We start from the raw sequence: 26038 nt of genomic DNA on the forward strand, positions 1-26038 counted from the left end.
ACGTTCGGTTCGTTCGGAAGAGCCGGTCGCTCAACGCCCGGTGGCGCCGTCGGTCTGTTCGCGGAGGATGTCGGCGTGGCCCGCGTGCCGCCCCGTCTCCTCGATCATGTGGACGAGGACCCAGCGCATCGTGGGCGGGTCCGTCTCGCGCATGGAGCGTACGCCGGGGCGGCCGAGGTCGTCGCAGCCGGCGATGATCTCGTCCGACTCGCGGATCGCCTCCTGGTACGCGGCGATCAGCGAGGCGCCGGTCTCGCCCGACGCGGGCGGCTCGTCGTCGTCCAGCCGCTCGTCGCGTCCGGCGTACACATAGCTGAACCAGTTGCGCTCCACCCGGGTCAGATGCCTGACCAGGCCCAGCAGGCTGGTGCCGGAGGGGACGCCGGGGGCGAGGCCCACTTCGTCCGTGAGCCCGGCCGCCTTGGCGATCACCGCCTCCCGCAGATAGCCCAGGAACGCCGTCAGGGTCTCCTTCTCGCCGCCCGCCACATCGGGGGGCCGTACATCGCCGCGTGCAGAAAATCCGGTCACATCAGTCATGCCGCCGACTGTAACCAGAATTGGCTGGCGGGGCTGCGGTGCTGCTGGTTGGCTTCCGGGGTGACCGTCACCCCGGAAGTCCCTGTGCCGCTAGGCGAAGTCGGTTGTCTCCAGCGTCATGGAGAAGGGTGCGGGGATCTCGATCTCCTTGCCGAACGGCATGGTGACGACCTGTTGGTAGTCGTCGTTGTCGGGTTCGCTGAAGAGGGTCACCGACCCGCGTTGCCTGTCGACGAGCAGGTAGAGCGGGATGCCTCCCCGCGCGTAGGTTCGGCGCTTGACGTCCCGGTCGCGGTCGGGGCGGGTCGACGTCACCTCGGCCACCATCGACACCCCGTCGCAGGGCATCCAGTTCCCAGTTCCCCGATAAAGACGCCGCTGAAGCGGAGCCCACGTTCCGTCCGGAATGACATGGATATCCGGACCTCCGCTCGGCGAGGGCACTGTGAGCCCTCTCGTTCCAGCGAATTGCATGCGTGTCTGCGATTTCGCGCCCACTTGGTCAACCAGCAGACCGATGTAGTCCTCGTGGTCCCCGTCCGGCGGCGGCGTCACAACGATCTCCCCCTCAACGAGCTCTGCCCGGTAGCCCCTAGGCGTATCCAGTGCCAGGAAGCTCTCCAGCAGTTGCTCTTCCTGAGAGAGCGGCTCGTGTGCCATGGCTGTCATGTCACACCCTTTCCTTGGTCGCCATCAGTTTCGGCTGCCGCACGCGTCGGCGCCGGGGGACGGGTTGCCCATCACTCGATCGTGGCACACAAAGTGCAACGAGGCCGCCCACCGCACGGAACCGCCTTACCCGCAGATCCGTCCCCTCCCACGACGGAGTCGATCTTCGTCGACGACCAGTGGGACCAGCGGCACAGCAGGGGGCGGCGACCGGAATGGCAAGGACAGGGGCGGGGACGACACGGCGTGGGCTGTTGCGGGGCGGGGTTGCCGCCGGGATCGCGGCGGCGGCCGGGGGGACGTGGATGACGGGGAGCAGGGCTTTCGCGGGGGACGGCACGAACGCGGCGTGGGCGGCGCTGGGCAAGGGGCTGGACGGAACGCTGCTGCGGCCCGGGGACCGGGACTTCACGGCGGCCCGCAAGCTGTTCAACCCGCGGTTCGACGCGGTGCGCCCCGCCGCGGTGGCGTACTGCGCGGGACCCGGTGACATCGCCGAGTGCCTGTCCTTCGCGCGCCGCCACGAGATACCGGTGGCCGTGCGCAGCGGGGGACACTCGTACGCGGGCTGGTCCAGCGGCAAGGGGCGGCTCACCATCGACGTGCAGAAGATGGCGGCGGTCAAGGCGTCCGGGCGCAGTGCCACGGTGGGCGCGGGGGCCAAACTCATCGACGTCTACGCCGGGTTGGCGGCGCACAAGCGGACCATACCGGCGGGCTCCTGCCCCACCGTCGGGGTCTCGGGTCTCACGCTGGGCGGCGGGATCGGCGTCGTCGCCCGGGCCTACGGGCTGACCTGCGACAGCCTGACCGGCGCCACGATCGTCACCGCCGACGGCAAGCTGCGCAAGGTGACCGAGGAGAGCGACGGGGAACTCTTCTGGGCGCTGCGCGGCGGGGGCGGTGGCAATTTCGGCGTCGTCACCTCCCTGGACTTCCAGACCCATGTGGCGCCCACCTGCCAGACGTTCTTCCTCTCCTGGCCCTGGTCGCGGGCTGCGGCCGTGCTGCGCGAGTGGCAGCGGTGGGCGCCGGTGGCGCCCGAGGAGATCTGGGCGAACCTCCATCTGTCGGCGCCGGCCGGTGGCCGTCCCGGCAGTGTGCGGGTCGGCGGGCTGTCGCTGGGGGCGCGCCGGGAACTGGAGAACCAGCTCGACCGGCTGGCGGGCCGCAGCGGTACGCCGGCGTCGGACGTTTCACTGCGGCGGCACTCGTATCTGGACGCGATGAAGGTGATGGGCGGGGTCTCCGGCTGGACGCTCGCCCAGGCGCACCAGCGGGGCACGCTGCCGGGCCGTACGAAGCGGGGGAAGGCCGCCCGCGAGTCGTACGCCGCCCGCTCCGACTTCTATACCCGCTCCCTGCCGCCCGCCGGGATACGGGCTCTGCTGGAGAGGGTCGAGCGGCTGTCCGGGCTGCGGGGCGGCGGCGCCGGAAGTGTCGCGTTCGACGCGCTGGGCGGCGCTGCGAACCGGCCCCGGCCGGATGCGACGGCGTTCGTGCACCGGGACGCGCGCTTCCTGGCGCAGTACATCATCTCCTGGCCGGACGCCGCCGGCCCGGAGACGGTGGCGGGGCACCGCGGCTGGCTGGATGCCACCCATACGGCGATGCGCCGGTGGGCCAGCGGCTTCGCCTACCAGAACTACCCCGACCCCGCGCTGCGCGACTGGCGGCACGCCTACTACGGCAGCAACGCCGAGCGGCTGGCCAAGGTCAAGACGGTGTACGACCCGGACCGGGTCTTCAGCTTTCCGCACGCCGTGTGAGTGCCCCACGGCGGCGTCGAGGCGGCGGACCCGTACGCTGGCCAGCGCACCGTCGCCGCGATGTACCAAGGAGAAGTACCGTGCTCGTGCTGTTGCCGCCGTCCGAGGGGAAGGCCGAGGGCGGCAAGGGCCGTCCGGTGGACCTGGAAGCGCTCTCGCTGCCGGGCCTGACACAGGCGCGGGAGACGGTGCTGGACGAGCTGGTGGCGCTCTGCGGCGCGGACGAGGAGAAGGCGCGCGAGGTGCTGGGGCTCAGCGAGGGGCTGCGCGGCGAGGTCGAAAAGAACGCGCAGCTGCGGACCGCGCCGACGCGGCCCGCGGGCGAGATCTACACCGGGGTGCTCTACGACGCGCTGGGCCTGGCCACCCTCGATCCGGCCGCCAAACGGCGCGCCGGCCGTTCCCTGCTGGTGTTCTCGGCGCTGTGGGGCGCGGTCGGGATCAAGGACCGGATCCCCTCCTACCGGCTCTCGGGCGGCGTGAAGCTGCCGGGCACCGGAGCGCTGGGCCGCTTCTGGCGCGGCCCGCTGGAGTCGGTGCTGCCCGAGGCGGCGGGCGGCGGCCTGGTGCTGGACCTGCGCTCGTCGGCGTACGCGAACATGTGGAAGCCCAAGGGCGAGCAGGCCCGGCGCACCGCCACCGTGCGGGTGTTGCAGTCCCGGCTGGTGGACGGGGTGGAGAAGCGGTCGGTCGTCAGCCACTTCAACAAGGCGACCAAGGGCCGCCTCGTACGGGCGCTGCTGGAGGCGGGTGCGGCGCCGAAGACCCCGGCTCAGCTGGCCAGGACGCTGCGGGAGCTGGGTTATGTCGTGGAGGGTGACGACGAGCCGGCGGCCACGGCGCTGGACGTGGTGGTGACGGAGCTGTAGCGCTATTGCGCAGGGTGCAACGCCTGTTGCGTGCTGTGTGGCTCGCGGGCACGATACGGGCATGACTCCCGTGCCCCCTCCCGCGCCCTCCGTGCTCGACCTCGCCCCTGTCATCCCGGTCGTCGTGCTGGAGGACGCGGCGGACGCCGTACCGCTCGCCCGGGCGCTGGTCGCGGGCGGGCTGCCCGCGATCGAGGTGACGCTGCGCACCGAAGCCGCGCCGGAGGCGATCCGCGCCATCGCGGACGCCGTGCCCGAGGCGGTCGTCGGCGCGGGCACGGTGCTCGGCCCGGAGCACGTACGGACGGCCGTGGCTGCGGGGGCGCGTTTCCTCGTCAGCCCCGGCTGGACGGACACCCTGCTGGAGGCCATGCGTGATTCCGGGGTGCCGTTCCTGCCCGGCGTCTCGACGGCCTCGGAGGTCGTGGCGCTGCTGGAGCGCGGGATCGCGGAGATGAAGTTCTTCCCGGCGGAGGCAGCAGGCGGCACCGGCTATCTGAAGTCGCTGGCCTCGCCTCTCCCCCAGGCCCGGTTCTGCCCCACCGGCGGTGTGACGGCAGCCAACGCTGCCACCTATCTGGCGCTGCCCAACGTCGCGTGTGTCGGCGGCACCTGGATGCTGCCCGCCGATGCGCTGGCGGCCAAGGACTGGGAGCGGGTACGGGCCATTGCGGCCGAGGCGTCGGGGGTGCGCCCCGCGGGGTAGTTGCTCCCTTTCCGCCGGACTCTCGCCGTTGTGGTGCGCGCCGTTGCGGCGGGAAGAGACAGGTCTTACCGCAGGTGACCGGTGTCGTTCAGGAGGCGCAGGGAGGCGTTGCCGTCGGCGTAGTAGGCGATGGCGGACAGGGAGGCGGCGGACAGCTCCATGCGGTAGAGGGAGTCGGGCGGGGCGCCCAGGGCGAGGCGGACCAGGGTCTTGACCGGGGTCACATGGGTGACGAGCAGCACCGTGCGGCCCGGGTAGCGGGCCAGCAGCTTGTCGCGGGCCGGCGCCACCCGCCGGGCGACCTCCTCGAAGGACTCGCCGCCGCCCGTGGGCCGGGCCGCGGGAGAGGCCAGCCAGGTGGCCAGGTCCTCCGGGTAGCGCTCGCGGACCTCCGCGAAGGTGAGGCCCTCCCAGGCGCCGAAGTCGGTCTCGCGCAGCCCCTCATCGGTACGGACGCTCAGCCCGAGGCGGTCCGCGACGGTGGCGGCGGTCTCCTGGCAGCGGCGCAGCGGCGAGGAGACCACGGCCTCGACGGTGCCGCGCGCCGCAAGCGCCTCGGCGACGGCGGCGGCCTGCCGCCGCCCCACCGCGGAGAGTTCGGGGTCGGAGCCGCCGCTGCCGGAGAACCGCTTCTCCGGCGTCAGCGGCGTCTCCCCGTGCCGCAGCAGTACGAAGGTGGTGGGGGTGCCCAGGTCGGGCCCCCAGCCCACGCGGGCGGCGGGCGCCGTGGGCCCTGGGTCGGTCGCGGCGGCGGGCTCCGCATCGACGGTCCCGGTGCCCGGTGCCGCGTCCAGCTCCGCGCGGGAGGCGCCCGCGTCCCAGCGTTCGCCGCGCTTGCCGGCGTCCATCGCCTCGTTGGCGAGACGGTCCGCGTGCTTGTTCTTCTCGCGCGGGATCCACTCGTAGCTGACGGCGTCCGGCGGGAAGACGGCGGCGGCCTCCATGGCGAGCGGGCGCATGTCGGGGTGCTTGATCTTCCAGCGGCCCGACATCTGCTCGACGACGAGCTTGGAGTCCATCCGCACCAGCACCGCGGCGTGCGCGTCGAGCTCGTACGCGGCGCGCAGCCCGGCGAGCAGACCGCGGTACTCGGCGACGTTGTTGGTGGCCTTGCCGATGAACTCCGCGGTCTCGCGGAGGGTTTCACCGGAGGCGGCGTCCTTGACGACGGCGCCGTATCCGGCCGGCCCCGGGTTGCCCCGCGAGCCACCGTCCGCCTCGACGACGAAGGTGCGGCGCGCCTGGGCTCCACTCACTGCTTTTCTCCGTTCGCTCCCCCAGCCTTCGGCCGGGGGTACGCCCAGCTCACAGTCCGGACTCCGGTGTGCGCACCAGGATGCGGCGGCAGTTCTCGCAGCGGACCACGGTGTCGGCGGGCGCCTCCCGCACCTCGTTGAGCTCGGTGATGTTCAGCTCCAGGCGGCAGCCCTCGCAGCGCCGCTGGTAGAGCTTGGCGGCGCCGACGCCGCCCTCGCGCGCACGGATCTTGTCGTACAGCTTGAGCAGCTCGTCGGGGACGGCACCGGCGATGGTCTCCCGCTCCTTGCGGACGCTGCCCAGCTCGGCCTCGATCTCGGCCAGCGCGGCGTCCCGGCGCGCGGTGGCGTCCTGGACCTTGGTGCTGACGGACTCGACGCGCTCGCCCAGTTCGGCGGCGCGCTCCGCGGCGGACTCGCGGCGCTCCATGACCTCCAGTACGACATCCTCCAGGTCGCTCTGGCGCTTGGCGAGGGAGGCGATCTCGCTCTGCAGGTTCGCCAGGTCCTTGGGGTTGGTGACGGCGCCGGAGTCCAGGCGCTGCTGGTCGCGGGCTGCGCGCTGGCGGACCTGGTCGACGTCCGCTTCCGCCTTGGTCTGCTCGCGCGCTGTGTCGCTCTCCTCGGTCTGCGCGGCCACGAGCAGGTCGCGGAGCTGAGCGAGGTCGGCGTCCAGCCGCTGGATCTCCTCGTGCTCGGGCAGGGTGTTGCGCTTGTGCGCGAGCTGCGTCAGGCGCGTGTCGAGTGCCTGGACGTCGAGCAGGCGGATCTGATCGGCGGGCGCGGCGTTCAGTTGGGGGCTCCCGGGGTGAGGTCGTTGTCGGTCAGTGCGGTCTGCTGGGCCGTGTCCTGCTGCGCCAGCGGGGAAGCTTGCGGCAGCGAGGGGGCGTGCGCGGTCCACGGGTCGGTGACGGTACGCGAGACCTCGGTGCGCAGGTCCCAGCCCTCCCGTTCGGCGACGGCGTCGAGCTGGGCCGCCGCCTGCTCGCACCAGGGCCATTCGGTGGCGAAGTGTGCGGCGTCCAGGAGGGCGAGCGGGGAGTGCTCGCGGGCCTCGGAGGCGGGGTGGTGGCGCAGGTCGGCGGTGAGGTAGGCGTCGACGCCCGCGTCCCGTACGACGTCGAAGAGGCTGTCGCCCGAGCCGCCGCACACGGCGACCGTGCGTACCGTCATGGCCGGGTCGCCCGCCGCGCGGATGCCCTGTGCGGTGACGGGCAGCGAGGCGGCGGCCTGTTCGACCAAGTCGCCGAGCGGCAGCGGACGCTCCAGCTCGCAGATCCGGCCCAGGCCGCGGCGCCCGCTCGGGTCGGTGGCATCGGGCACCAGGGGGCGCAGCACCCGCAGCCCGAGGGCTCCGGCGAGCGCGTCGGAGACACCGGGGTCGGCGGTGTCGGCGTTGGTGTGGGCGACGTGCAGGGCGACCCCGTGCTTGATCAGGGTGTGGACGACGCGGCCCTTGAAAGTGTCGGCGGCGACCGTGGTGGTGCCGCGCAGATAGAGCGGATGGTGGGTGACCAGGAGCTCGGCGCCCTTGCTGACGGCTTCGTCGGCGACCTGCTGCACCGGGTCGACGGCGAACAGGACCCGGCTGACGCGCGCCTGCGGGTCGGTCGGGTCACCGCAGACCGTGCCGACGGCGTCCCACTGCTCGGCGCGGTCGCGCGGCCACAGGGTGTCGAGCGCTGCGATGACTTCGGAGAGTGTGGGCTGTGCTGGCACGGGGGCAAGGCTACCTGTCCACGGCCGCGGCGCTCCCGGCCCGGTCGGCGCCCGCCGGGGCCTACGGCGCCGGGCCCCCGAGGCCGCCAGCACACTTCTCGGCGCCCCCGCAGGCGAACGCCGTATTCGGTCACCCGTACGCGTGAAGCGGTTCAACTCTCGTGGTTCGACTGTGAATACGACGCCTAGCTTCATCACCGGAGGTGATCGAGGCATGACTGCGAGTGTCGCCAGGGTCATGAACGAGAGCTTCACGGTCGCGGCGGACGGCTCGTACGCCGCCAGGCTCACCACGCAGGCCGGCACGGAGCTCTGGTACCCGGAGCGCTGGACGCTCGGCGGCCCGGAGCCGTACGCGGTACCACTGCCCGTGGAGCAGCCCGAGGACGCCGACAGCGGTGTGCTGCCGCTCGCCGACGGGCGGGTGCTGATCGCCCGCCGGGCGCAGGGACGTTACTCCCTGGCGCTGCTCTACCCCTCGGGCCCGGAGACCGGCGAGCGGCGGCTGGGCTCCGTGGAGACGGACGAGTTGCGGCTGCTGCCCCCGGCGCCCTGCGGTATGCGCGCCTTCGCCCTGGCCCGCGAGCGGGACGGCCGCAGCACCGGCGTCTGGCTGGTGACCGACGGCTCCTCCCGTCCGCCCGTGCGGGTCGCACAGCTGAGCGGCCGGTGCTCGGGCGGCGCCTGGCTGGACCGGGAGGGACGGCTGCTCGCCCTCGACACCGCGGGCCCGGACGGTGAGGGGCCCACCAAGACGGTCGCGGTGGACCTCGGAGCGGGCGGCGAGGTCTCACCGCTGCTGGAGATCGCCGAGGACAGCGACGACCGGCTGCTGCTGGCCGACCGGGACAGCGGCCTGCTGCTCGTCCGCTCGAACGCGCCGGGCGAGGAGCGGCTGGGCTGGGGCGTGCTGGGCAGCCACCGCCCGGTCCGGTTCCCCGAGGCGCTGCACCCCAAGGACACCCGGCTGACGCCGATCGCCGTACAGCCGGGGCAGACACTGCTGCCCGAGCGGTGCGGCGTGGCGCTGCGCGTGGACGCCGCGCTCAGGGTGCCCCCTGGCGCTCCAGGGCCCGGCGGAGGCGCCTGGCTCGCCGTATGGCGGCCGGGGATGCGGGAGTTGCGGCATGTCGCGAGCCCGCCGGGATGGCTGACGGGGCACGGGATGTGGACGTCCGAGGGCGATCTGTGCGTTCCCTACTCGACGGCGCACAACCCGTGCGGGCTGGCGCGGATGCGGAGTCCGCTGCCGGAGGGGGAGGACATGTCGGGGCCGGGGCCGGTCTCGCGTTCGGGGCCGGTGCGCGGGTCCGCGCCCGGGGCCGTGTCTGGGCCCGGGCCTGCGTCTGTGGGGAGGGGGGCGGCTGTTGCCGCACCTTCGAGTCCGTCGCCGGGGACGCCGCCCAGGCCGGTCGAACCGGCGGAAGCATCGGCTCCGACCAGCAGTGACGTCACGGCTCTACAACATCACGATCACGGAGTGCCGCCCTCCGGACTGTTGGGTTCCATGGTGCGCAGAAGGGTTTCCGCAGGCAGTGAAGGGTCGTTGGGGACCGCGGGCGAAACGGTCCCGAAACCGGTCCCGTTGCAGCAGGCCCCGCTGGCCAGCGGAACGGCGTGACCGGCCGGTAAAACGGTCCGAGCGGCGTCACTTCGAATCGATAAACTCCGCTGGGTACGACGGCAGAGCAAGAGATTGACGGAGTGACATCACGATGTCGGACACCCAGACCGAGACGCCCAGCAACACGCAGACGGCCGGCGAGGGGACTCACCGGGGGAAGCACAGGGGGGAAGCCGCCGCACATGAGGAGCAGACCGTACCCGCGCAGGGCCGCCACCGCCGCCCGGAGCCCGCACAGTAGCCGAGAACGCACAGCAGCAGCCGAGGAGCAGTAGCCGCCGGCCCGCACCGGGCACGCACGGCGAGTTGCCCACAGGAGCCCCGGCCACCGCCTGACCAGCGGCGGCCGGGGCTTCGCCGTAGGTCAGCCGTTCTGTGTCAGCCGTTCTGTGTCAGCCGTTCTGTGTCAGCCGTTCTGTGTCAGCCCTTCTTGAGGCCGAGCACCTCGACCGCTGCGAAGCTCTCCTGCGCGGAGCGCTCGGCGAAGAACGGGGTCAGCTGTTCGTCCAGTTCCTCGACGGTGAACACGTCCTTGGCGGTGTCGAACTTCGCCGCCACCCTGGGCCGCTCCAGCAGCGCCACCATGCCGCCGTGCACCACCAGCAGCTGCCCGTTGACCCGGGCCGCCGCCGGGGAGGCCAGATAGCCCACCAGCGGGGAGACATGGGCGGGCGCCAGCGGGTCGGGACCGTCCGCCGGTACCTCGAAGTCCTTGAAGACGTCCTCGGTCATCCGGGTACGCGCACGCGGGCAGATGGCGTTCACCGTCACCCCGTACTTGGCCAGCGCGCCCGCCGTGGAGGTGGTCAGCCCGACGATGCCGCCCTTGGCCGCCGCGTAGTTGGGCTGCCCGGGGGAGCCTGCCAGGAACGCTTCGGAGGAGGTGTTGACGATCCGCCCGTAGACGGGACCGCCCGCCGCCTTGGACGCCTCGCGCCAGTGCGCAGCGGCGAAGTGCGTGGTGTTGAAGTGGCCCTTGAGGTGGACGCGGACGACCGTGTCCCACTCCTCCTCCGTCATCGAGAAGACCATCCGGTCCCGCAGGATGCCCGCGTTGTTGACCAGCACCTCCAGCGAGCCGAAGGTGTCCAGCGCCAGTCGGATCAGTTCGCGGGCCCGCTCGAAGTCGGCCACGTCGCCGTGGTGGGCGACCGCCTCCCCTCGGGCGGCGCGGATCTCGGCGGCAACCTGCTCGGCGGGCGTCGCCGATGCCTCGCCGCCCCCTCCCCCAGGCCCTGGGCGCCCGGGAGGTACCTCCGTCCCGGACACTGCGACATCGTTGACGACGACACGCGCACCCAGCCGCGCCAGCTCCAGCGCCTCCGCACGCCCCAGCCCGCGTCCCGCACCGGTGACGACGGCGGTCCTGCCCTGCAAACAGCCCTGCACAGACATACGGGTCCTCTCTCGCCATCGTCCTCGATGGCGCACTGCGCTAGAGGGAGATGCTGGTGCGGAGCGCCTCCCCGGTGCGCATCTGGTCGATGGCCTCGTTGATCTCGCCGAGTCGCACCCGGTGGGTGATCAGCCCCTCCAGATCGATCCGCCCGGCACGCCACAGCGCCACCGCACGGTCGTAGGAACGCAGCACGTCGCCGCCGCCGTACAGGGAGGGAAGGATGCGCTTCTCGTCGAAGAACAGCTCGAACATGTTGAACTGGAGCCGGTCGTCCATGGCGCCCGCACCCACCACGCACAGCGTGCCGCCGCGCCGGGTGGTCTCGTAGGCGGTGCGAGCGGTCGCCGATCTGCCGACGACCTCGAAGACGTGGTCGAACCCCTCGTCTGCGGTGATCCGCCGCTTGGCGTCGGCGAGTTCGCCGGGCGCGACCGCCTCCGTCGCGCCGAACCGCAGCGCGGCCTCGCGGCGTCCGGCGACCGGGTCGACCGCCACGATCTGCGCGGCGCCGCAGGCCCGCGCGCCCTGGATCACGCTGATGCCGACGCCGCCGCAGCCGATGACGGCAACCGACGAACCCGCCTCCACCCGCGCCGTGTTGAAAGCCGCTCCCAGCCCCGTGGTGACGCCGCAGCCGATGAGTGCGGCGATCTCGAACGGTACGTCGTCGGGTATGGGCACCGCGCAGGGTGCGTCGAGGACGACCTCCTCCGCGAACGTCCCGGTGCCGGCGAAGCCGAACACCTCACTGCCGCCGGTGCTGCGGCGGAAGTTGGGCGTGCCCGCGTTCATGAACCCGGTCAGGCACAGATGGCTCTGGCCGCGGCGGCAGGCGGGACAACTGTTGCACGCGGGCAGCCAGCACACCACGACGCGGTCCCCTTGCCCGAGGTGGGTGACCCCCTCCCCCACCTCCAGGACCTCGCCCGCGCCTTCATGGCCCGGCACGAACGGGGCGGGTTGCGGCAGTACGCCGCTCATCGCGGAGAGATCCGAATGGCACAGCCCCGTCGCCTTGATGCGGACCCGCACCTTGCCGGGTCCGAACCCGGCCGGTTCGATGTCGTCGAGGACTTCGAGCTTGTCCTGGCCGGTCTCTTGCAGTACCGCTGCGCGCACGTCGGCTCCCTTCGGAAGCGCTGGTTGATGAGTGCGGTGCGTTGCCGTGTGCGGGTGCGGGTACGGGTGCGGCTTACGTGTGCGTCACCACGCCGTCCCCCAGCACCACCGCGTCCTCCCTCTCCACCGCCGTGGCGGTCAACTGGAGGCGGCCCTCGTCGAGGCGCCAGGCCCGGATCCGGAGGGTCTCGCCGGGGTGGACAACACCGGCGAACCGCACCGCGTACGAGGAGACCCGGGCGACGTCGCCGTCGAGTACGCCGTCGACGACGGCCTTCAGCGCCATCCCGTACGAGCACAGCCCGTGCAGGATGGGCCGCTCGAACCCGGCGAGCCTGGCGAACTCCGGGTCGGCGTGGAGGGGGTTCCAGTCGCCGGAGAGGCGGTACAGCAGCGCCTGCTCCTCGCGGATGGGCCGCTCGGTGGCGAAGTCGGGCTCCCGGCCCGGCGTCTCCAGCCGTCCGGAGGGCCCGCGCTTGCCGCCGAAGCCGCCTTCGCCACGGACGAAGATCTGCGCTTCGCTGGTCCACAGCGGGCCGTCCTCGTCGGCGACGTCCGTACGCAGCACGAGGATCGCGGCCTTGCCCTTGTCGTAGATGTCGGCGACGCGGGCGGTGGCGGTGGCGTGTCCGCCGACGGGGATCGGGCGGTGCAGCTCGACGGACTGGGTGCCGTGCAGCACCGCGGCCAGGTCGACCTCGATACCGGGTGCGGAGAGCCCGCCGACCACTCCCATGCCGGCGCCCGCGACGGTGGCGAACGACGGCAGGACGTGCAGCTTGCTCTCCAGCGTGTAGCGCAGCTCGGCCGGGTCGGTGGCGGGCACGCCCGCGCCCAGTCCGAGGTGGTAGAGCTGGACGTCCTTGTGGCCCCAGGAGATCTCGGTACTACGGGGCTCGGCCGCGAGGGCCTTCGCTGCGTCGATGGGCATCGGGGGCTGGGCTCCCTTGTTTCTCGGGCTTCTTCTCGGGCTTCGTCTCGGGCTTTCCCGGGTGCTTTCCAGGCCGGAGTGTGCGAAGACCCTGGCCCGGCCGTCCGCACCGTCGGCCGGGCCAGGGCCGCTGGGGACCGGCCAGACGCCGCCCGCGAACCGAGGCGGTAATGAAACACGTTCTAACCGATCGGCTACCTGTATAACGCAGACCCCCGGGCAAGGGAAGAGCTGACGTACCGTCAGCAACCTGTGACCCGGACCCGTGACATTCGCTCGGCCCGGGGTGCCGGCGACACCGGAGAAGGGGGCCGAGAAGGCCCGCTGCGCCCCCGGCCTCGGCCCATACCGGAGGGTCGGTATGCCGAGGACCCTTGGCGAGTTGGGACACAAGGCGTGCAGGGTTTCACCTGCACCGTCGCCACGACCCTCGGGCTCCAGTCCCTCCTTCAGACGCAGCGAGGGGATCTCGAAGTCACCGAATTTCCCCGACAGCCGCCGCCCGATCGAAGGGCTGCGCCGCGAAGAGGTCGCGCACCTGTCCGGAGTCAGCGTCGACTACTACGTACGCCTGAAGCAGGTCTGCGCGACCCAGCCCTCCGAGCAGGTCCTCGACGCGCTCGCCCGCGCCCTCGGCCTCTGCCTCGACGGGACCGAACGCGGGTGCCTCGACCTGGTCGCCGACGCACCCGCGCTGATCACGGACCCCCGCCTGGCCTCGCTCATCGGCGAGCTGCGATGGGCAGCGAGCGCTTCCGCCGTCTCGGAAGTACACGCTGACCGGACTGGTGCCGTTCGCCGTCTGCCGGGAGATCAGGACGTGCCGGTTGAGGGTGTGCAGCCGGCGTGTCCGCCGCTCGGCAAGCCAGGCACGGAGGGCGACACGGGTGAGCGCGCCCATGGGAGCCCCGCCTCGGTGTCCGGTCCGGGAACAACGGCTCGGTTCGCGCCCATTGCTCATCAGTTAACGGCACACCTATACCAATGACCGACTAATTCAAACGAAACCGGCAACTGTCCACCGCGGAGTCAAGCGCAGTTGCATAAGGCCCTGTCAGCCCTGGACCGGACACCAGGGAAATAGCAACCCGCCAGTAGGTTTTCGGGCTCACCGAAGACGCAGGGCGGGCCCCGTTGATGGCCCCGTCCGGAATATCCGCCCTGTTGCGCGGCGCCGACGAGACCGTTTCGAAGCAGAGACAATCCGGAACCTCGATCCGCTCGACACCGCTTCTCACGTCCGGCACAGTGGTCACCCCGTTCGACCCGTTCCACCGGGACGTCGGAGGAATTGAGGCCGTTGGGCCCAACAGATCCCAACGGAGCTCGAAACAGAGAAACCAGATATAGCGGCACTCCCCCAAACAGCATTGTCCTGGCAGGCCGTCAGGCTTGTCGCGGCGTGCGCGATTTGCCCGTGCGGGCACGTCAGGGGCAGTGCTCTTCCCATAAGGACGAGCGGGAAGAACATGGGGCCGCAGCAGAGCAGTCGACCGCAGATGCAACTGAACGCAACCACAGGAACCACCATGCTCAGCAGCGGGGCCTTGAAGGCCGATCTCGTTGTACACGTCGGCGAGTTGGGGACGGTCGCCGACATTTGCCTTCTGCCTGCACGACCGGATTTAAGAAGGCGGACGGCGCTCGTGACGGATACGCACGATCGCGGTCCGTCTTCTCGGTGAGGGCAGTCTCGGCGGACTGACCGGCGCCCTCCTGAAGGTGAACGACGACCGGGTCGGCACCCTCAAGGAGGGCTTCGGACCGATCTCCAGCCACCTGGACATCTCGCGCAGGAGTCACGCTCACAAGGCGCGGACAAAGTCCTCGGCATGAACGATGCCGCTGAACACGCGACGATGCATCCAGGACCTCCGATCAGCACACACCGATGACGCAAAAGAGCGGCATGAACGGGGTACCCATGGCCAAGACAATGATGTCTTACCGCGACCTGAGCGAGCTGAAGTTCGCCACGCTGGACGCCGCCATCAAGAAGTGGAAGAGCATCAGCAAGGAGTTCGGCGACATCTCGACGGGCGAGGGAGACGGTGCCGACGTCCCCACCCTGGAGGCGCGGGCCAAAAGCGCCAACTGGTCGGGCGTCGGCGCCACCCGCGGTAAAGAGTTCGTCACCGAGGTGGCCAGCGAATTCCACGACGCGGCGCGCTCCGCGAAGAGCATTTACCGAATGATCAAGCTCTCCCGTACGCGGATGCACAAACATCAGGCAGACCTGCACAAACTGGTCGAGGACGCCAAGGGTGTCATAGTGCAGAGCGACGGCTCCATCACGGCCACCCAGTGCTATGAGGACGAGGCCGAACAGAAGGCAGCGGACCGCAAGGTCGACGCGCTCAAGCGGGAGATCGAGAAGATCCTGCTGGCGGCGGCACGCACGGAGCACAACCTCGCCGAGGCGCTGCGCCTGCTGGTCAAGTCCCCGCACGATTTCTCCGGCGCCGACTACGACAGCTACGAGGATGCCCGGAAGGCAGTCGGCAAGGCCGACGCCGACAAAGCCGTCGACCTGGCCAAGGAGCTGTCCAAAGGAGCCGAGAACGGCGACATCAGCCCCACCAAGCTCGCCAAGCTCAACGACCTGGCCCTGCTCCAGCGCACCAACCCGGCCTACGCCGAGCGTTTCGCGACGCAGATGGAGGCGAAGGGCATCCTGCAGTTCTGGCGGATGATGCCCGGCGACGGCATCGAGGTCAAAGCCGACAGCACGCAGGGCAAGGAGCTGGCCCGGCTGCGGGACAACCTGGGCATGACGCTCGCGACCGCGTCCCGGGAGAAGAGCTCGGAGATGATGGCGTGGAAGCAGGACCTCATCAACCTGGGCGGCAAGCCGATCGGACGCCCGGGCCAGGACCTCCCCAACGGCCCGTTCGGCTTCCAGGTCATGGGCAGCCTGATGGGCAAGGGCAAGTTCGACACGGACTTCCTGCGTGACTACGAGAAGGAGCTCCGCACCTTCGACAAAGCGCATGGGAAGGGCAGGGAGTGGTCCCTCGCGATGAATCAGAACACCGACCTCGATCCCGCCCGCCAGGGGGAACGCAGCGCAGACCCGATGACCGGCTTCCTCAAGGCGGCCAGCCACAACCCGGAGTTCGCGACCGAACTGCTCAAGGACAAGGAAGCGGCCGACTACTACCTCACCGACCGGGCCTACGAACCTGAGGACGCCTTCGAAGGCAGCAAGAACCGCGGGGCCGAGGCCCTGGGAGACGCGCTCTTCGCAGCCGGCAGCGGCATGAACCCCGACGATACGGACGCGAAGTTCGTCGAGCACCGGCCCGAGCACGACGCGGTGTTCAAGGGCGCCCTGAACCGTCTCGCGGCGAAGGGGGACGACATGATGCCCGAACTGCGGGACGACATGGCGAAGCTGATGGGCAACCACGGCGACGACGTACACAAGTCGATGAGCGATCCGCTGGGGGGCGGGCCGCTCGATGAGAGGAAGCTGCTGGAGGTCAGCAAGCAGGTGTCCCGGGATCCGGAGGGATACGCCCTGCTCAATGAGTCCATGAACCGGGCGATGGTGCACGACATCATGAGCGCGCCCGAAAGTGACCCCACGGGGGCCCTGCGCCGCACGGGGCACACCATCGGTTTCCTGGAAGAGGCCCGCTTCCAGGCCGTCGACGACAAGAAGGCAGCGGACAACAGGGAGGCGAGCTGGAAGAGCACGGTGGGCTTCATCAGCGTCGCCGCCCCCGCCGCCTCTTTCCTGCCGACCCACGCGGCCAACGTCGTCGACCGTGTCGCGTGGATGACCAGCAAGGCGTGGCAGTTCGATGAGGAGGACCGCATCGCCAACGAGGCGACTCTCAGCAACCAGAGCGCCAGCGAGCTGCGCGACAGGCAGCTCAGGGCGTACTCGGATCTGTGGTACGACGAGCACAAGTCCTTCGCCCGGACCCGTACGCCCGAGGGCCAGGTCATGTACCCGGACTACAACGAGAAGGAAGACGCGCGGGCGCGTATCGCCTATGCCGCCGACCACGGTGGCATAGGCGCGAACCGCGAGGCCGGAGAGGGTTAGCCGGGCAAACGCGCGGCATGCCGACGCGGCGGGGGCCTGGAACGGTCGTGCCCACCCCCGCCGCGGATGCTGCGCGGCGCCAAGAGGGGAAGTGGGCGACCGAGTCCGGTGCAGTGCATGTGCAGTGCGTGCAGTGCGTGGAGGCACATCAGTTGACGGCACACACACCCGGACCAACGGCCGACTGATCCGAACGAGACTGCCTAGTCCTTCACGGTGCGCGGCAGCGCAACAAGCATGAACAGCACGCAGGCGCCGAGGAGTACGGCGCCCGCGTAGAAGGCCATGCCGTATCCGGCGGCCAGTGAGGCCGGGTCCTCGGCGCCGTCGGTGCGGGCAGCGGCGACCGTGGAGAGTACGGCCAGGCCGAGCGCGCCGCCCATCGTGCGGCCGGTGCCGAACAGCCCGGACAGCAGGCCCGCCTCGCCCGGGTCGTCGGTCGCCGTGGCGATGGTGGCCAGCGGCGTCGCGGCCAGCCCGGCGCCGAGCGCCATCAGTACACCGGGCCCCAGAAGCGTCGTCATATAGGCGCCGTCGGCCTCCATGGAGCCCTGCCACACATAGCCGAGACCCGCCATGGCGGCGCCCGCGACGGCAAGCAGGCGGTCGCCGATCCGCGCCATCAGGAACGGCGCGATCTTGGAGCCGAGGACGATGGTCAGCGAGTGCGGGACCAGGGCGAAGCCCGCCTGGAGCGGGGTGTAGTGGAGCACGTTCTGGGTGTAGAGGGACAGGAAGTACCACATGGCGAACATCGCCAGCCCGTTGATGAAGATGGCGACGTTCGCCGAGGAGACGGCGCGGCTGCGGAACAGCCGCAGTGGCACCAGCGGCTCCGCCGACCGGGCCTCCACGGCGACGAACAGCGCGAGCATCACCAGCCCGCCGCCCAGCGGCCCCAGCGCGCTGGGCGCGGTCCAGCCCGCGCTGTCCGTCCGGACGATGCCGTACGCCACAGCGCCCAGGCCCAGCGTCACCAGCAGCGCGCCGGGCACGTCCAGGCGGCGTACGGACTCCTCGCGGCTCTCCGTCAGCCACACGGCCGCCGCCACCAGTACCAGCGCGCCCACCGGGACGTTGATCAGCAGCACCCAGCGCCAGGACAGTGCGTCGGTGAGCACCCCGCCCACCAGCCCGCCCGCGGCGCCGCCGCCCGCGCCGACAGCCGACCAGGTGGCGATGGCCTTGGTACGGGCCGGGCCCTCCGGCACGGATGTCGTCAGCAGCGTGAGGGTGGCCGGTGCCAGGATCGCGGCGCCCATGCCCTGGATACCGCGGGCCACCAGCAGTTGCCAGGGCTCCTGCGCGAGGCCGCCCGCCAGGCTCGCGGCGGTGAACAGCGCCAGCCCCGCCAGGAAGACCCGCTTGCGCCCGAACAGGTCGGCCGCCCTGCCGCCGAGCAGCATCAGACCGGAGAAGGTGAGGGTGTAGGCGTTGACCACCCATTGCAGACCGGTCTCCGAGAGGGAGAGGGTGGCGCGCATCGAGGGCAGGGCGACGTTGACGACGGACACGTCGAGCACGACGAGGAACTGGCCGGCACACGCGGCCAGTACGACCGCCCACAGGCGCGGCGTCTTGGCGGCGGAGCCGGATATGGAGCGGGAGCTCTCAGGCTGGGCGGTCTGCGGCATGCGCGTAGTGTGACACCTGTAGGGGCCATGTCAGCGACGCGGCAGCGTGACCACCGCGGCGCCGGGTGCCGGCCCTTGTCGGAACTTGTCAGGACTGTCGGGACTTGAAGTCAGGTCAGATGAGGGGACGGGGCTCGGGGTCGCGGGGCAGGCGGAGCAGGCGCTCGGCGACCACGTTGAGCTGGACCTGGGTGGTGCCGCCGGCGATGGTCAGGCAGCGGGACATCAACAGGCCGTGCACGGCCTGCTCGCCCGCACCCTCGCGCACCGCGCCGTACGGGCCGAGGAATTCGAGGACGAGCTCGGCGACCTTCTGCTGGTGCGGGGTCTGGATCAGCTTGCGGATGCTGGCGCCCGCGCCCGGGTCCAGCCCTTCGACGCGCTGGAGCGTGGTGCGCAGCGAGATACAGGACAGCGCGTGCGCCTCGGCGGCCAGCGCGCCGACCCGTTCCCGCACCGTGTCGTCGGCGCCCTCCAGCCCCTGGACCAGCGCTTCGAGGCCGGTGCCGAAGGTGAGCTGATCCGCCATGTGGACACGCTCGTTGCCCAGGGTGTGCCGGGCCACCCGCCAGCCGTCGTTCACCTCGCCGACCACCGCGTCGGCGGGCAGCTGCACGTCGTCGAAGTAGACCTCGCTGAAGAGGGAGTCCCCGGTCATCTCCTTGAGCGGGCGTACTTCGATGCCCGAGGTGTGCTTCATGTCGACGAGGAAGAACGTCAGCCCCTCGTGCTTGGGCGACTCCGGGTCCGTGCGGGCCAGCAGAATGCCCCAGTCCGCCCACTGCGCCGCCGAGGTCCACACCTTCTGCCCGTCGACGCGCCAGCCGCCGTCCGGGGTGCGTTCGGCGCGGGTGCGCAGCGACGCCAGGTCGGAGCCGGCGCCCGGCTCCGAGAAGAGCTGGCACCACTGCACCTCGCCGCGCAGGGTCGGGAGGAGGTGCCGGTCGCGCTGCCCGTCGGTGCCGTAGGTGATCAGGGAGGGCACCACCCAGGTGGCGATGCCCAGGTCGGCGACCTTCACCCCGGCCTCCTCCAGCTCGCGCTGCACGGCCAGTTGGCGCACGGGACCCGCGCCGAGCCCGTACGGCTCGGGCAGGTGCGGGGAGGCGTAGCCGGTGGGCGCCAGTGTGCGGCGCGCTGCGGCCGGGTCCTGGCCCCGCGCGGGGGCGATGGCCTCGCGGGCTGCGGCGCGGTACGCCTCCGCCTCGGGCGGCAGCTGGATCCGCACCTCGCGGCGCGCGCCGCTGTGGGCGAGCCGGGCGGCGCGCAGCCGGTGCGCGGTACCGGTGCCGAGCAACTGCCGCGCCACCACGGCCCGCCGCAGATACAGATGTGCTTCGTGCTCCCAGGTGAAGCCGATGGCGCCGAGGATCTGCACACAGTCCTTCGCGCAGCTGTACGCCGCCTCCAGCGCGGCGGAGGCGGCAAGCGCCGCCGTCAGGCCCCGTACTGGCGTGGTGGCCGTCTCTTCGCGGGCCGCACGCGCCGCGTCCCAGGACAGGGCGCGGGCCTGCTCGACGCGGACGAGCATGTCGGCGCACAGGTGCTTGACGGCCTGGAACTGCCCGATGGGCCGCCCGAACTGCTCGCGGGTCCTCGCGTACTCGGTGGCCGTCTCCAGCGCCCAGGAGGCCACGCCGCACGCCTCGGCGGAGAACAGGACGCAGGCGAGGTCGGCCACCCGCTCGCTGTCGAGCTCCAGTACGCGGCTGCCCGGGACCCGCACCCGGTGCGCTGCGACCTCGGCCGTGGGGCGCAGCGGGTCGGCGCTCTCCTGCGTACGTATGTCCAGCGCGGCGGCGTCGACGGCGAACCACCGGGGGCCGCCGGGCGCGCCCTGGGTCCGGGCGGCGGCGAGCAGGAGAAGGTCGGCCTGGGCGCCGCCGAGGACGGGCGGCGCTGTGCCGTCCAGGGTCCACGAGCCGTCCTCGCCCTCCCGTGCGGTGAGGGAGCCCGCGGCGAGGGCGACGGCACCGATCCGCTCACCCGTGGCGAGGGCACGGACCAGCTCGCCCTCGGCACCGGCGGTGTGCAGCAGCTCCGCAGCGAGGGCGTGCGGCAGATACGGGCCCGGCAGAGCGGCGCGGCCGGTCTCCTCCAGTACGACGGCCAGGTCCAGCAGCGAGCCGTCCGCGCCACCGTCCGCCTCGGGCAGCTGGAGCCCGCACAGCCCCTGCCCGGCGAGGCCGTCCCAGAAGCCGGGCCGGCCCTGCCCCGGCGGGCTCTCCAGGAGTTTCCGCCGCTCCTCGGCCGGTACGGCCCACGCCATCCAGCCCCGCACGGAATCGGCCAACTCTCGCTGTTCCTGTGTGATCCCGATGCCCATTCCCATGCGGGCACGGTAGAACACGTTCCAGCGGGAGGGAAGGCGCGGAAGGCTCCGGCTACGAGGTCAGCTTCGGCCCCGTGACCTTCACCTTCCCGCAGCCGATCCGCTTCGCCTCGGCGGCGACGTAGGAAGGCAGCAGCTCGATCGTCGCCGCGTGCTCCTCGTAGAAGTCCTCCTCCTGCGCCAGGAAGGCCACCTCGCCGGTCTGGCACTTGGCCATGTAGACGCTCAGGTCGCCGGACACGGTGCCGTAGCCGTCACCGCGGAACCGCACGGGACTGCGGCGCGCCAGCGGCTCGACGAGATGCGCGAGACGCGGGTCCTCGATGGTGGTGAAGCGGGTCGCGTCCAGGGCGAAGTTCCGGCCGTACTCGCACGAGTGCGCGGGGCCCGAGGTGCCGGGGGTGGAGCGCATGGCACGGGGGTAGTCGCCCGAGCCCTTCATCCAGGAGGGCAGCCGGGTGCCCTTCAGTCCGCACAGCTCGGCCGTGCCGTGTTCGTCCAGAACCTTCGGCTGCTTCGTCCGGGGCAGCTCGCCCGGGTCGGGGAAGCGGCCCTTGCAGCCCTTCTCGGCCAGCACCCCGTTGGTCAGCTCGACGACGGCGTCGGCCATCGCCGCCCGGTAACCGCGCTCCTCGGCGGCGTCGTCCTCGTGCGATTCGAGGGAGCCGGAGGAGAGGGAGACGACCGTCGGCGGTTCGTGACCGGCCCTGCCGCCCGTACAGCTCGCGGGCAGCGCCACCCACGCACGGGTGGCGGAGACCATGCCCGGCGTCTCACCGCCCAGCGGGGCCATCGTCGGGGAGAGGAATTCATGCGTCCACTCGCGCGCGTCCCACGCCTGGAACGAGTCGAGATCCCGTACCTCGGCCGAGATCTCCCACTTGAGCTCGTCGTCCTCCCACCGCTGGAGGCGGCACTCGGATGCGCGCCGCTCCCTGCTGAGCGCGGACTCCAGCGGCGTCTCCTTCGCCCGTATGTCCCCGTCCGAGAAGAGGCGGTCCACCGTGCCGGAGGAGAGCGAGCCCCAGCACATGTCCCGGGGCAGGAGCGGCAGTTCCCCCGCGCGCCAGGCCATGGTTCCCCCGGCCAGCAGCGCCCCCACGACGGCGCCGACGACGGCCACGGCCGGCTTGCCCCGCACCCAGCGCCGCAGCCGCCCCCGCCGCTGCGGGTCACCGGACTTCGGAGCCGTGGCGCTGGACTTCGGGGCCGTGGCGCTGGACTTCGGGGCCGTGGCAGCGGACTTCGGGGCCGTGGCACCCGGCTTCGGGGCCTGGGCGGGGTCCCTTTCCTCCTCGGGCATCTGGTCCCTCTCGCTGTGCTGTTCGTCGGTCATGATCGCGGCGCCACCGGGGGGCAGCCGACGCGGTCGGCGACGGAGTTGGCCGTGGCCGCGAACACCCGGCGCGGGTCGGGGTCGGCGCGGTCCGCCGCGAGGTCGTCGAGCTGCATGAAGAAGAGGGTCGGCGTGCCGTCGCAGGAAGCGGTCAGCAGCCCCTGCTCATCGCCGACCTCGCCCTTGCCCCGCCAGCCCTTGCCCGGGGACGTGTCGTGTGCCAGCCCCGCAAAGAGGGCTGCGAGCCTCGGCTGGGAGGTCATCACGAACTGCGCGGCCTCGGTGGGGTTCCGTACGTCCGTCTCGTCGGCCACCGAGCAGGTCTGCAGCTCGTCACCGACAGTCCCGACCCGGGCCCGGTAGCGGTCGTCCTTGCCCAGGTCGAACCGGAATCCGGGAATCCGGCACAACTCCGATCCCTGTGCGGACAGGTTGTCGTCCCCGTCGGCGGCGGCGAGCGGCGAGGCGGCCTCGAACGGCTTGCCGGGCGCGCAGCCCGCCTGCCCGGCGGCCTTGTTCGCGAGGGAGAGCAGCAGATCGGCGACCTCCCTCTCGGAACCCACGAAAGCGGCCGCGCCGAGAGATGAGTCCGTGGAGCCTTCGACGGTCACCACGGTGGGCCGCCCGTCGGCGGTATCGCACTTCTCCGGGAGGACGAAGGCGGCACGGCTGTTGCCCACCAGGCCGGGCAGTCCGTCGGGCAGCGGCGCCGACCGGGCGTCCAGGAAGCTGCTCAGCCAGGCGCGCCGCGCCTCCGCACCGCGCGGTACGGGCGCGACCTCGGCGGTGACCGTCTGCTCGTAGGAGTCGGCCGCATCGGAGGACCCGCCGTACGCGTCATCGGTGTCCGAAGAGCTGGCGCTCTTTGTCCGGAGCGTCACCGAGCAGGTGGCGCGCTTGCCCTTGCGCGGGGCGGCCGACTGCTCGCTCGTACGGTCGGCGCCGTGGGTGTCCTCGGCGAGGAAATCGGAAACGTCCTTCCCGGCACCCTCCTCCCAGGCGCCCCAGCAGAAGCTCTGCTTGGCGAACGGCCAGGTGTCGGTGGCCCAGGTGCCCAGGCCGGCGCCGGCCAGTACGGCGAGGCCGAGCAGGACCGCGAGGGTCCTGCGGCGGCGGGGCGCCAAGGTGGCGGGCGCCTCGGACTTGTCGCTTCCCGTCACTCCGCTCCCCCGTCGTACCCGTAGCAGTTCGGGTGAGGGTACCTGCCACCCGGGCGGAGGACATCGGTAGGGCAGCATGGCAGCAGCCCACCGGCCCCAGGTGAACAGCGGCCCCGGCATGCGGGAGCGCGCCGACGACAGCAGAGGAACGAGCGATGAACCCTCCGGCCCCCGATCCGAGTACGCTCGCCGCGTTCGAGGCGGCGAAGGGGTTCATGCCGCTGGACGAAGGGCTGGCGCTGTACGCGGCGGCTGCCGAGGCGGGTGCGCTCGGGCTGCCGCTGCTGGAGGTGGGGACGTACTGCGGGCGCTCCACCCTGCTGCTGGCCGACGCGGCGCGGCGTACCGGCGTTCCGGCGCTCACCGTCGACCATCACCGGGGCAGCGAGGAGCAGCAGCCGGGGTGGGAGTACCACGATCCGGAGGTCGTCGATCCGGTCGTGGGGAGGATGGACACGCTGCCCACGTTCCGCCGTACGCTGCACGCCGCGGGCCTGGAGGCGCATGTGGTCGCGCTGGTGGGACGCTCGCCCCAGGTCGCGGCGGTGTGGGGCACACCGCTGGGGCTGGTGTTCATCGACGGCGGCCACACCGAGGAGCACGCCACCGCGGACTACGAGGGCTGGACGCCGCACCTGGCGCCGGGCGGGCTGCTGGTCATCCACGACGTCTTCGCCGACCCGGCCGACGGCGGACAGGCCCCGCACCACATCCACGAACGCGCCCTGGCCTCGGGCGACTACACCCCGGGCCCCGCCACCGGGTCGCTGCGGGTGCTGCGGCGTGGCTGACGATCCGGGAACCGGCCGCATGCGGCAGCGTGCGGAGGCCCTAGCATCTACGCACGTGTCATATGAATGCTTCGCGACGCGGCGACGGACAGCCCGACGAGCAGCGGCCGTGCTGGTCACGGGGGCCCTGTGGCTGGGGGCCGCCGGATGCGGGGCGTTCGGTGGCGGTCACGACGACGGCAAGGGGAACGAGGGCGGAAAGCCGTCCCGCTCCTCGTCCGCCGGGGCCGACGAGAACGGCGGCAAGCACGGCGGCGAGGACGGCGGCAAGAACGGCGACGGTGACGGCAACAGCGACCACGACGGGCCGCAAGGGACGCACAAGCCCGCCAAGTCGCCGTTGAAGGGCAAGGTGATCGTCGTCGATCCGGGCCACAATCCGCACAATCGCGACCAGCCAGGCAAGATTTCCCGGCCCGTCGATATCGGCACGGGAAAGAAGGAATGCGACACCACGGGCACCTCGACCAATTCCGGTTACTCCGAGGCCGAGTTCACTCTCGATCTGGCGCACCGCCTCCGCACACAGCTACGGGAACGCGGCGCGACCGTGAAGTTCACCCATGACGGAGAGGCCCCGTACGGACCGTGTGTGGACGAGCGTGCGAAGAAAGGGAATCAGGCACAAGCGGACGCCGCCATTTCGCTCCACGCGGACGGCGCACCCAGCGGAAGCCGCGGTTTCCATGTGATTCTTCCCGCATCCGTGCACAAGGGCGACGCCGACACCCGCAAGATCGTGGGGCCCTCCCGGCGCCTGGGCACCGACCTGCGTGACGCGTACCGCAAGGCCGCCAACGTGCCGCCCTCCAACTACCTGGGCGACGGCAACGGTTTGGACACCAGAGGCGATCTGGGCGGTCTCAACCTCAGTAAAGTTCCCAAAGTCTTCCTCGAATGCGGCAACATGCGTGACCCGGCCGATGCCGCACTCCTCACGTCGGCGAAGTGGCGCGAAAAGGCGGCGCGTGGAGTCGCGGACGGGATCACCGCATTCCTCGCCTGAGAGGCGGGGAAAGATGAAACCGACAGGCGACCCCCCGGCGAGGCCCGTAGTGTCATCCGTACGATGGGGTGCTCACCCCCGGCAGACCTCAACCATGACAAGACCGATTAAGGACCCCACGTGAACATCCGCTCGCTCACCCGAGGCGACGGCGCGGTGATAGGTGCAGCGGTGCTGCTGTTCATCGCTTCGTTCCTCGAGTACTTCTCCGCCGACTGCGGCGACTCGTCTTACTGCGACAAGATCGATCTGCCCAACGCCTGGGAAGCAGAGAAGCTTCCGCTCGTCCTGGCCACGATCTTCCTGCCGGGCATCCTCGGGGCCGCACTGGTGGCCGCCGGCCGTTTCCTGCCGGAGGGCCGCAAGTTCGGTGCCGTCTCGCTACCGCAAGCGGGCGCGACCCTGATAGTGATCTCGCTGTGGTCCGCGGTGTGGTCGATGTTGTCCGCCCCGGACGAGGCGAGCATGGGCCCCGGCGCCATCATCGGGCTGATCGCCGCACTGATCGGTGCAGCCGCCGCGATGGTCACCCCCGCCGTTCCGGCCCTCGCGGCCCCGCTGGTGCCCGCCGGTGGCGCCGGCCCGGGTGCCGCGCCCTACGGCCAGCAGTACCCGCAGCAGGGCGGCGGCTACGGCTACCCGGGCGGCCCGCAGGGCGGCCAGCCGGGTCCCTACGGTGCGCAGCCCCAGGGCGGCCAGCAGCCGTACGGCCAGCAGCCGGGCCAGCCGCAGGCCGGTCAGCCCGGTCAGCCCGGCCCCGGCCAGCCCGCGGGCGGTGCGCAGGGTGCCGCAGGTGGCGCCCCGGACCCGAACTTCCAGCCGTTCTGGTTCGCCGTCCCGATGGCGCGCCCGCTGTTCCCGGAGGACGGCTCGCCGCAGCCGATCGCCGAGTTGGCGCCGGGTACCTGGTACCTGGCCGTGGAGCAGCGCGGTCAGACGCTGATCGCACAGACGCAGGACGGGCGCCGCGGCGTCCTCCAGGACACCTCCAACATTCAGCGCGGCTGAGCCCTCAGGCTCCGCCCGCAGCCCAGCGGCCCCTCGCCCTTCCGGGCGGGGGGCCGTTGCCGTACGCTGCCGGACCAGCGAACTGACACCCCGTCAGCTCAGCGGCCGGTGGAGGG

Annotated in this window: 21 protein-coding genes and 1 pseudogene; 10 read left to right on the plus strand and 12 right to left on the minus strand. The window is 71.5% G+C overall.

Annotated features, from left to right (window positions below):
- Positions 1 to 30: 30 nt before the first annotated feature.
- Positions 31 to 540 carry a DinB family protein gene (locus tag ACTWP9_RS27270; RefSeq protein WP_443248929.1) on the minus strand — a complete coding sequence of 170 codons (510 nt, stop codon included), beginning with the start codon at positions 538 to 540 and terminating at the stop codon, positions 31 to 33.
- Between the two features lie 90 nt (positions 541 to 630).
- Positions 631 to 1209 (minus strand): Uma2 family endonuclease, encoded by a 579-nt coding sequence (locus ACTWP9_RS27275; RefSeq protein WP_443248930.1) that lies wholly within the window; start codon positions 1207 to 1209, stop codon positions 631 to 633.
- Between the two features lie 305 nt (positions 1210 to 1514).
- Between ACTWP9_RS27275 and ACTWP9_RS27280 the strand changes: the two genes are divergently transcribed.
- From ACTWP9_RS27280 to eda, 3 genes are all read left to right on the plus strand, one after another.
- Complete coding sequence (locus tag ACTWP9_RS27280) at positions 1515 to 2978, plus strand: FAD-binding oxidoreductase (protein WP_443248931.1); 1464 nt, start codon at positions 1515 to 1517, stop codon at positions 2976 to 2978.
- A gap of 80 nt (positions 2979 to 3058) precedes the next feature.
- Entirely contained in the window at positions 3059 to 3847 is a 789-nt protein-coding gene (gene yaaA / locus ACTWP9_RS27285; RefSeq protein ID WP_443248932.1) for a peroxide stress protein YaaA, read from the plus strand.
- A 61-nt stretch (positions 3848 to 3908) separates the two neighbouring features.
- Complete coding sequence (gene eda / locus ACTWP9_RS27290; RefSeq protein ID WP_443248933.1) at positions 3909 to 4553, plus strand: bifunctional 4-hydroxy-2-oxoglutarate aldolase/2-dehydro-3-deoxy-phosphogluconate aldolase; 645 nt, start codon at positions 3909 to 3911, stop codon at positions 4551 to 4553.
- A gap of 65 nt (positions 4554 to 4618) precedes the next feature.
- On the opposite strand, the gene ACTWP9_RS27295 is transcribed toward eda, so the two are convergent.
- Genes ACTWP9_RS27295 through ACTWP9_RS27305 form a run of 3 tightly spaced genes read right to left on the minus strand, consistent with a single transcriptional unit; the run spans position 4619 to position 7528 of the window.
- Positions 4619 to 5809, minus strand: coding sequence for a bifunctional RNase H/acid phosphatase (locus tag ACTWP9_RS27295; RefSeq protein WP_443248934.1), 1191 nt, complete (start codon positions 5807 to 5809; stop codon positions 4619 to 4621).
- A gap of 49 nt (positions 5810 to 5858) precedes the next feature.
- Positions 5859 to 6602, minus strand: a complete 744-nt coding sequence (locus tag ACTWP9_RS27300) for a zinc ribbon domain-containing protein (RefSeq protein ID WP_443248979.1) — start codon at positions 6600 to 6602, stop codon at positions 5859 to 5861.
- Positions 6599 to 7528 carry a Nif3-like dinuclear metal center hexameric protein gene (locus tag ACTWP9_RS27305; protein WP_443248935.1) on the minus strand — a complete coding sequence of 310 codons (930 nt, stop codon included), beginning with the start codon at positions 7526 to 7528 and terminating at the stop codon, positions 6599 to 6601. The genes ACTWP9_RS27300 and ACTWP9_RS27305 overlap by 4 nt, the downstream gene beginning before the upstream one ends.
- A gap of 214 nt (positions 7529 to 7742) precedes the next feature.
- On the opposite strand from ACTWP9_RS27305, the gene ACTWP9_RS27310 reads away from it, so the two are divergent.
- A complete protein-coding gene (locus tag ACTWP9_RS27310; protein WP_443248936.1) occupies positions 7743 to 9149 on the plus strand; it encodes a hypothetical protein in 1407 nt (468 codons plus the stop codon).
- 94 nt (positions 9150 to 9243) lie between these two features.
- On the plus strand, positions 9244 to 9393 hold the full coding sequence (locus ACTWP9_RS27315) for a hypothetical protein (protein WP_443248937.1): 150 nt from the start codon (positions 9244 to 9246) through the stop codon (positions 9391 to 9393).
- Positions 9394 to 9572: 179 nt separating this feature from the next.
- Here ACTWP9_RS27315 and ACTWP9_RS27320 read toward each other — a convergent pair whose 3' ends face one another.
- From ACTWP9_RS27320 to ACTWP9_RS27330, 3 genes are all read right to left on the minus strand, one after another.
- Positions 9573 to 10547 carry a 3-oxoacyl-ACP reductase gene (locus ACTWP9_RS27320; protein WP_443248938.1) on the minus strand — a complete coding sequence of 325 codons (975 nt, stop codon included), beginning with the start codon at positions 10545 to 10547 and terminating at the stop codon, positions 9573 to 9575.
- Positions 10548 to 10587: 40 nt separating this feature from the next.
- The gene (locus ACTWP9_RS27325) at positions 10588 to 11670 is read right to left on the minus strand and encodes a Zn-dependent alcohol dehydrogenase (protein WP_443248939.1); all 1083 of its coding nucleotides are present in this window, start codon (positions 11668 to 11670) and stop codon (positions 10588 to 10590) included.
- Positions 11671 to 11743: 73 nt separating this feature from the next.
- Entirely contained in the window at positions 11744 to 12601 is an 858-nt protein-coding gene (locus ACTWP9_RS27330) for a MaoC/PaaZ C-terminal domain-containing protein (RefSeq protein ID WP_443248940.1), read from the minus strand.
- 361 nt (positions 12602 to 12962) lie between these two features.
- Here ACTWP9_RS27330 and ACTWP9_RS27335 point away from each other — a divergent pair.
- Together ACTWP9_RS27335 and ACTWP9_RS27340 are read left to right on the plus strand one after the other, a co-directional pair.
- Positions 12963 to 13331 (plus strand): annotated as a pseudogene (locus tag ACTWP9_RS27335) (helix-turn-helix domain-containing protein); the annotation flags it as partial.
- A gap of 1179 nt (positions 13332 to 14510) precedes the next feature.
- Positions 14511 to 16655 carry a hypothetical protein gene (locus ACTWP9_RS27340; protein ID WP_443248941.1) on the plus strand — a complete coding sequence of 715 codons (2145 nt, stop codon included), beginning with the start codon at positions 14511 to 14513 and terminating at the stop codon, positions 16653 to 16655.
- A gap of 203 nt (positions 16656 to 16858) precedes the next feature.
- Here ACTWP9_RS27340 and ACTWP9_RS27345 read toward each other — a convergent pair whose 3' ends face one another.
- The 4 genes from ACTWP9_RS27345 to ACTWP9_RS27360 all read right to left on the minus strand — a co-directional run bounded on the left by ACTWP9_RS27345 (position 16859) and on the right by ACTWP9_RS27360 (position 23117).
- Positions 16859 to 18289: an MFS transporter gene (locus ACTWP9_RS27345; protein WP_443248942.1), complete on the minus strand. Its 1431-nt coding sequence runs from the start codon at positions 18287 to 18289 to the stop codon at positions 16859 to 16861.
- Between the two features lie 115 nt (positions 18290 to 18404).
- A complete protein-coding gene (locus ACTWP9_RS27350) occupies positions 18405 to 20615 on the minus strand; it encodes an acyl-CoA dehydrogenase (protein ID WP_443248980.1) in 2211 nt (736 codons plus the stop codon).
- Positions 20616 to 20673: 58 nt separating this feature from the next.
- A complete protein-coding gene (locus ACTWP9_RS27355) occupies positions 20674 to 21957 on the minus strand; it encodes a hypothetical protein (protein WP_443248943.1) in 1284 nt (427 codons plus the stop codon).
- Positions 21954 to 23117 (minus strand): hypothetical protein, encoded by a 1164-nt coding sequence (locus ACTWP9_RS27360; protein ID WP_443248944.1) that lies wholly within the window; start codon positions 23115 to 23117, stop codon positions 21954 to 21956. Before ACTWP9_RS27360 ends, ACTWP9_RS27355 begins: the two co-directional genes overlap by 4 nt.
- Before the next feature lie 155 nt (positions 23118 to 23272).
- Here ACTWP9_RS27360 and ACTWP9_RS27365 point away from each other — a divergent pair, with 155 nt between their 5' ends.
- The 3 genes from ACTWP9_RS27365 to ACTWP9_RS27375 all read left to right on the plus strand — a co-directional run bounded on the left by ACTWP9_RS27365 (position 23273) and on the right by ACTWP9_RS27375 (position 25922).
- Positions 23273 to 23908 (plus strand): class I SAM-dependent methyltransferase, encoded by a 636-nt coding sequence (locus ACTWP9_RS27365; RefSeq protein ID WP_443248945.1) that lies wholly within the window; start codon positions 23273 to 23275, stop codon positions 23906 to 23908.
- A gap of 109 nt (positions 23909 to 24017) precedes the next feature.
- Positions 24018 to 24914 carry an N-acetylmuramoyl-L-alanine amidase gene (locus ACTWP9_RS27370; RefSeq protein ID WP_443248946.1) on the plus strand — a complete coding sequence of 299 codons (897 nt, stop codon included), beginning with the start codon at positions 24018 to 24020 and terminating at the stop codon, positions 24912 to 24914.
- 120 nt (positions 24915 to 25034) lie between these two features.
- Positions 25035 to 25922: a DUF5336 domain-containing protein gene (locus ACTWP9_RS27375; RefSeq protein ID WP_443248947.1), complete on the plus strand. Its 888-nt coding sequence runs from the start codon at positions 25035 to 25037 to the stop codon at positions 25920 to 25922.
- The last annotated feature ends 116 nt before the right edge of the window (positions 25923 to 26038 follow it).

The sequence above is a fragment of the Streptomyces sp. 3N207 genome, from assembly GCF_052246355.1.
Classification (GTDB): Bacteria; Actinomycetota; Actinomycetes; order Streptomycetales; family Streptomycetaceae; genus Streptomyces.